The organism is Streptomyces sp. BE303 (assembly GCF_036290945.1).
In the GTDB taxonomy this organism is placed as follows: Bacteria; Actinomycetota; Actinomycetes; order Streptomycetales; family Streptomycetaceae; genus Kitasatospora.
Genome location: NZ_JAQYWZ010000520.1, coordinates 1 through 383 on the forward strand (window position 1 = coordinate 1; position 383 = coordinate 383).

Here is a 383-nt window from a genome sequence, read left to right on the forward strand (position 1 = left end):
CCCGCGCCCCCCGCCCCCCCAGCCCCCGCGCCCGCCCCACCCCCCGACCCTTACCGGAGCAGACGGCATACGCGCGGTTTCTTGGTGACTGGAGTTCAGCCGGGTGCTCGTGCGAACGCGGCCGCGCCCGTCGCCGCCCGCCCCCACCCACCCGGCCCCCCCCCACCTCATCCCAGCCACGCCCGAGCCGCCTGACCAGTTGAAACCTGGGGACTCGATGGCTGACGGGCTCTCTCAGGACGTGGACCGGCTGCGCGCCGTGCGGGAGAAGTTCGAGGAGTACGGCCTGGACGCCCGGGCGTTCGCCGGGATCCAGGTCGCGGCGGTCGGCGAGACCACCGCGCAGGCGCTGGTCGACTTCGGCGTGAAGCCGGACCTCGTGC

1 pseudogene is annotated in these 383 nt (G+C 74.9%); it reads left to right on the top strand.

The annotated features are described in order from the left end of the window. Window positions 1-250: 250 nt before the first annotated feature. Window positions 251-383: pseudogene (locus tag PUR56_RS10910) on the top strand (uroporphyrinogen-III synthase); the annotation flags it as partial.